Below are 6571 nucleotides of genomic sequence, written 5' to 3'. Positions count from 1 at the left end.
ATCTTTCCTAGTCGAGCCAAATTTGTCGGGCTTATGCTGGCGGTGTTTCAACCTGTAACTCACTTGCTATTCTAATATAAAGCCGTGCTGGAAGCACGGGGTTTTAAACCCATTTTTCTGATAAACGTAGGATGTGTTAGCGATAGCGTAACGCATCTCCTTATAAGCAATTGATGCGTTACGTTGCACTAACGCATCCTACAAATAATTAAGCCGTCCATTGATATTTTTCTGGGTTTGAAGTCAGTGCAAAGCGCTGTAGCTATAAAATTGTCAATCTAAAGAGGGATTATCGGTTTCGGTAAGGCGAACCAAGACTGGTTGCGTTAAGATTAGTTAATTAAATTCCCCGTTCTTGGCAAAATGATCTAAGGACACCTCTATTGATGGAGCAGTACTAGTGAAAAGCAATAATAAAAACGACAATAATAATAAAAAGTGGAAAAATTTTGGTTTATACGCACTGCTAGGCATTGTGGTAATTACCTTAGGCACAGCCCTGATTGACAATCAACCCGCTCCTCAAAGTGAATGGCGCTACAGTCAGTTGATCGAAGAAGTCAGGAAAAAGCCCGCAGGTGTTTCCAGAATTACCCTTAGCCCTGATCGCACCTTCGCTGAAGTCACAGTACCAGGTGGTCCTGAAGGCAAGCGCAAAGTGCGGGTCAACCTACCCAATGATCCCGAATTTACAAAAACCGTTAGAGAAAATGGTATCGAGCTAGATGTTGCACCACGCCGTACCGATGGCGCACTCATGCAGACCCTCAGTAGCCTAGTACTGCCCATCTTGCTTTTAGTAGGTTTATTTTTCCTGTTGCGCCGCGCTCAGGCGGGACCCGGTAATCAAGCGATGAACTTTGGCAAATCCCGCGCCCGTGTGCAGATGGAGCCACAAACCCAAGTCACCTTCACCGATGTCGCAGGTATTGAGCAAGCCAAGTTTGAACTTACCGAAGTCGTGGACTTCCTCAAAAATCCCGATCGCTTCACCGCAGTCGGCGCAAAAATTCCCAAAGGCGTATTGCTAGTCGGTCCTCCTGGAACAGGTAAAACCCTCCTTGCCCGTGCCGTTGCTGGTGAAGCAGGTGTGCCGTTCTTCAGTATTTCGGGTTCGGAATTTGTGGAAATGTTTGTTGGTGTGGGTGCATCGCGGGTGCGTGACCTATTCGAGCAAGCCAAAACCAATGCTCCCTGCATCGTCTTCATCGATGAAATTGATGCGGTCGGTCGTCAGCGTGGCGCTGGCTTAGGCGGCGGTAACGATGAACGCGAGCAAACCCTCAACCAACTGCTCACCGAAATGGATGGTTTTGAAGGCAATACAGGCATCATCATCGTGGCAGCCACCAACCGCCCTGATGTCCTTGATGCGGCATTACTGCGTCCTGGTCGTTTTGATCGCCAAGTAGTAGTTGATCGCCCCGACTTCGCAGGTCGCCTAGAAATTCTTGGAGTCCATGCACGCGGCAAGACATTATCTAAGGATGTTGACCTCGAAAAGATTGCTCGCCGTACCCCAGGATTCACAGGTGCAGACCTATCTAACTTGTTGAACGAAGCCGCAATTCTCGCCGCTCGCCGCAACCTGACCGAAATCTCCATGGATGAAATCAATGATGCTGTCGATCGCGTCTTGGTTGGTCCCGAGAAGAAGGATCGCGTCATGAGCGAAAAGCGAAAGGAACTGGTTGCTTATCACGAAGCAGGTCATGCTCTCGTTGGCGCACTCATGCCCGACTATGACGCAATTCAAAAAGTAACGATCATCCCTCGCGGTCGTGCAGGTGGTTTGACATGGTTCTTACCCACCGAAGAGAGAATGCAAAGCCGCGCCTATTTGCAAAATCAAATGGCAGTTGCCCTCGGCGGTCGTGTTGCTGAAGAAATTGTATTTGGTGACGAAGAAGTAACCACAGGTGCTTCCAGCGATCTTCAGCAAGTCGCCTCGATCGCCCGCCAAATGGTCATGCGTTTCGGCATGAGCGATAAACTCGGTCCTGTTGCCCTTGGTCGTGCCAATGGCAATATGTTCCTTGGTCGCGACATCGCCGCCGAGCGTGACTTCTCTGAAGAAACTGCCGCCACCATTGATGAAGAAGTGGGTATTTTGGTTGCCGATGCTTATCGCCGCGCCAAGCAACTGCTCATCGATAACCGCCATGTTCTCGATAAGATTGCCCATGACTTAGTTGAACGGGAAACCGTTGACGCTGAAGAGTTACAACAAATTCTCGAAACCAGCGAACTCAAGTTGGCTGCCGCTTTATCAGCTTAATTACACAACAAGAGAAGGCGCGGCAGAGCCGCTCTTTCTTTTGTCCGATTCTTTTGTCCGATTCTTTTGTTAGAGTGTTTTGCTAGAAAAGGTTTTTGAAAGTGGGCAGTGACCAACCATTACTAGACAAAGTGCCTGCATGAATACGATCTAAAGCGCGTTTGCCTCCCCATCGCTCAACGATTTTGTCATCATAATCATCAGAAATATCCATAACCGCCTTGACTGATGCCTCTAACTCTTTCTTGTCACAGGTAGAGCCAACAATCGAATGTTCAAACAAAATTTCGTTGTCAGCCGATATGCCAAACGCCCCAAAAATCATTTTGACATTTTCCTCCAACAGATATCTCAACAAATCAGAGCGAATTTCAGCCCCAACCACCACATAAGATCGCACGTTGATCACTGCATCATCGTCATGCCAAGGATAAATCAGCACTTCCACCAATGCTGAACCCACAAAAATACCTAGCCCAGGAAAGTCTTGGCGGGCGCAGGGGCATTTACCAAATATTTGCTGCATCCAAGTTACTATTTTCTCGTAACAAGCTTCTTGAGCGCTAGTTTGAAATTGCAAGGTACTTTCCTCCGTGAAAATACAGCTTTGGTTGATAGATATTAAAATCAAGGGATTAGCGCTGCTGTGCATCGCGCCGCTAATTTGATGACTTTTGAGTGGCAATGGAGTAGTTTTAAATAGAATGGCTGACTTTTTCTGATTTGTACGTCAGTCACAACTGTAATATGATATATGGGTATTTAAAAAATTCTAAAGATTTAATCAAAATACACCTTAATACCAATTGCCTTGAGGAGGAAACATAGTTGGCTAGTCGCTTTTTATTCACATCTGAATCAGTCACGGAAGGACATCCTGATAAGATTTGCGATCAAATTTCCGACACGATTCTTGACACTCTATTGGCTCAAGATCCGCGATCGCGTGTTGCTGCTGAGGTTGTAGTAAATACAGGACTGGTCTTAATTACTGGGGAAATTACTACCAAAGCGCAGGTCAATTACGTTGATATTGCGCGTAAAAAAATTACAGAAATTGGTTATGTCAATGCCGACAACGGGTTTTCGGCAAATAGCTGTGCGGTAATCGTGGCACTGGATGAGCAGTCGCCAGACATTGCCCAAGGGGTGAATGTGGCTCTTGAGGCGCGTACAGGTGAAGAAGAAGATGCTGCCCTTGAAGCAGTTGGGGCAGGTGATCAGGGCATTATGTTTGGTTTTGCCTGCGATGAGACCCCAGAGTTTATGCCGATGCCGATCGCCTTGGCACACCGCCTCGCCCGTCAGCTATCTGTCGTCCGCAAAAATGGCACTGTTCCCTATCTGCGTCCCGATGGTAAAACACAGGTGACAGTGGTATACGAGGATAATCGTCCTGTGGCGATCGATACGATCCTGCTCTCGACACAGCATGATGCCATGATCAATGGTGAAACTGAGGAGGCAAAGGTACAGGCAATTATTAAGGCTGACCTATGGAATCATGTGGTATTACCTAGTTTTGCTGACACTGCGGTGAAACCTGACGAACAAACTCGCTATTTGGTGAATCCCACTGGCAAATTTGTAATTGGAGGACCCCAAGGTGACTCTGGTCTGACAGGTCGCAAGATTATTGTCGATACCTATGGCGGCTATGCCCGTCACGGTGGTGGCGCATTTTCTGGCAAAGATCCCACAAAGGTCGATCGCAGTGCTGCCTATGCTGCCCGCTACGCCGCTAAAAATATTGTGGCAGCAGGATTGGCAAGTAAATGTGAATTGCAGATCAGCTACGCCATCGGTGTGGCTCGCCCTACCAGCTTGCATATTGACACCTTCGGTACTGGCAAGGTGGATGATGCAACCCTATTGCGCTTGGTGAAAGATCACTTTGATCTGCGTCCTGCGGCAATTATCAAAAACTTCGATCTGCAAAATTTACCAAGCGATCGCAATGGTCGTTTCTATCAAGATGTTGCCGCCTATGGTCACATGGGACGCAACGATCTAGATTTGCCTTGGGAGCGTTTAGATAAGGTAGAAATCTTACAAAAGAACGCTTAATTATTCTAGAGGGCAGCACTTCGTGCCGCCCTCTTCTCTAAACAAACCATAAAGTAGCGAGTTTAATGTAGTACTTTATGAGCCACAATCATTAATCAACCGTGCGAAATAGAGCAAGATAGATAAGATGGCGAAATTAGGAGTTTTATTATTAAATCTGGGTGGTCCCGACAAGTTGGAGGATGTGCGTCCCTTTCTCTACAACCTCTTTGCCGATCCAGAAATTATTCGCTTACCTTCGCCCCTATTTCAAGCACCCCTAGCTTGGCTGATCTCCACATTAAGAGCCAAGAAATCCCAAGAGAATTACAAAAAAATTGGCGGCGGCTCACCCATTAGGCGGATTACCGAGGCTCAGGCGCAATCTCTAAAACTGCAACTTCAGCAACTGGGACAAGAGGCAAATGTCTATATCGGAATGCGTTACTGGCATCCTTTCACCGAAGAAGCGATCGCCAAAATCAAAAAAGATGCGATCGAAGAATTAGTAATTCTGCCCCTCTATCCGCAGTTTTCCATTAGCACCACAGGCTCTAGTCTGCGTCTTTTAGATCGCCTTTGGCAGCGCGATCCAGAGTTACAGAAAATCAAATATACTGTTGTTCCCTCATGGTACGACAACGCTATCTATTTGCAATCTATGGCGAATTTGATTGCGAAAACCATTGATAAGGTCAAAAACCCGCAAGCTGCCCATGTCTTCTTTAGCGCTCACGGCGTACCTGTTAGCTACATTGAAGAAGCAGGTGATCCCTATCAAAAGGAAATCGAAACCTGTGCGGCGCTAATCATGAAAACCTTGAATCGTACCAATCCTTACAAGCTTGCTTACCAGAGCCGTGTTGGTCCTGTGGAATGGTTGCAACCCTACACAGACAATGCCATTAAGGAATTGGCACAGCAAGGAGTCAAAGAATTAGTGGTCGTGCCGATCAGTTTTGTTTCAGAGCATATCGAAACCCTTGAAGAGATTGATATGGAATACCGCGAGATTGCTGAACACGCAGGTATTGAAACCTTTGCAAGGGTTCCTGCTCCTGATATTGACCCCATTTTTATCCAGTCCCTCGCCGATGTGGTGGTTCATGCTTTGGGCGATCGCCGCATTTCCTTCTCAGAAACAATCCAACCGCAAAAGAATACAAAGCTCTATCCTCAAGAGCGTTGGGAATGGGGAATGACCCAATCGGCGGAAGTTTGGAATGGACGTTTAGCGATGTTAGGTTTTTTGATCTTGCTATTGGAGTTATGGCTGGGCAGAGGTCAGATTTTAAATTAACGTGGGCAAAGTAAAAATCTTGATAAGAATGAGTCCGTAGGCATTTACAGCAATTTTTGAAAAACAGTTGCATTGCCGATATTTTATTGATATTCACATGAAAAAGTTTTTAGTTGTTTTGGCTATTGGTTGGCTTGGTTGGCTTGGTTGGCAAGTATATACTAAATCTCAGAGTTCGCGCTCTCCTATTATTAAAACCCAAGCAGTCAAAGGTTTAATGAATAGTCCAAGTCCTGAGAAAAAAACTGTTTCATCTCCATTATTCAAATGTGATGGTAGAACTTTCTGCTCACAAATGAAATCATGCGAGGAAGCAACCTTTTTCTTGAAAAACTGTCCAAACGTTAAAATGGACGGCAATAATGACGGAATCCCCTGCGAAAAACAGTGGTGTAAATAGTAGTTTTGATTTTGGTTTTGATGTTTATGCTGATTCTGTGGATAGATTCGATGACAGTATTTTTACCCTACAGCAATCTATCTCCTAAAAGCCTGTTGGAGAAGTCTAGACATTAAGGCGATGGCAATAATCATTGCCATAGAAAACAGAAGTGTTAGCTTGTTTTTATAGAATATTTAATGTTGATGAATATTCTGTAAAAATGAGCTAGCTAAGCAATTAGCTTCACCATGACTTGAAGATCACTACCTTGATTATTAGTCTGTTTTTCTCATTAGTTTTACTTATAACCGTAAACCCAGATGAGCCTAAATTCGTTACCCAAACAGTTAATGAAATGTCTCTATTCTTTACAATTTCTAATTCGCAAAAATGAAATTTCTTTTTCTTTTTCTTTTTCTTGGCTTCATTAATGTTAAGAAATATATTTCTACAACAAAATAATGTTATCAAAAAAATGGGTTTAAAACCCCGTGCTTCCAGCACGGCTTTACTTAATCTATGCTACAGTATACAGTATAAGATTTTACAAATCTATGCTAGTACT

At 45.0% G+C, this 6571-nt stretch carries 5 protein-coding genes; 4 read left to right on the top strand and 1 reads right to left on the bottom strand.

The genetic code is table 11. The features are described from left to right. Window positions 1-400: 400 nt before the first annotated feature. Entirely contained in the window at window positions 401-2278 is a 1878-nt protein-coding gene (ftsH, locus tag H6F44_RS21755) for an ATP-dependent zinc metalloprotease FtsH (protein WP_190353186.1), read from the top strand. Window positions 2279-2360: 82 nt separating this feature from the next. Here the strand turns inward: ftsH and H6F44_RS21750 are convergent, their stop codons facing one another. Continuing rightward, complete coding sequence (locus H6F44_RS21750) at window positions 2361-2858, bottom strand: T3SS (YopN, CesT) and YbjN peptide-binding chaperone 1 (RefSeq protein WP_190353185.1); 498 nt, start codon at window positions 2856-2858, stop codon at window positions 2361-2363. Window positions 2859-3106: 248 nt separating this feature from the next. On the opposite strand from H6F44_RS21750, the gene metK reads away from it, so the two are divergent. The 3 genes from metK (at window position 3107) to H6F44_RS21735 (ending at window position 6024) form a co-directional block, all read left to right on the top strand. After that, window positions 3107-4345, top strand: a complete 1239-nt coding sequence (gene metK / locus H6F44_RS21745) for a methionine adenosyltransferase (RefSeq protein ID WP_190353184.1) — start codon at window positions 3107-3109, stop codon at window positions 4343-4345. 127 nt (window positions 4346-4472) lie between these two features. Then, the gene (hemH, locus tag H6F44_RS21740; RefSeq protein ID WP_190353183.1) at window positions 4473-5624 is read left to right on the top strand and encodes a ferrochelatase; all 1152 of its coding nucleotides are present in this window, start codon (window positions 4473-4475) and stop codon (window positions 5622-5624) included. 97 nt (window positions 5625-5721) lie between these two features. Next, on the top strand, window positions 5722-6024 hold the full coding sequence (locus H6F44_RS21735) for an excalibur calcium-binding domain-containing protein (RefSeq protein ID WP_190353182.1): 303 nt from the start codon (window positions 5722-5724) through the stop codon (window positions 6022-6024). Window positions 6025-6571 lie beyond the last annotated feature (547 nt).

The sequence above is a fragment of the Pseudanabaena cinerea FACHB-1277 genome (assembly GCF_014696345.1).
GTDB classification, from domain to species: Bacteria; Cyanobacteriota; Cyanobacteriia; order Pseudanabaenales; family Pseudanabaenaceae; genus Pseudanabaena; species Pseudanabaena cinerea.
Note: the sequence above shows the minus strand (reverse complement) of the source record. Positions and strands in the feature narration are given on the sequence as shown.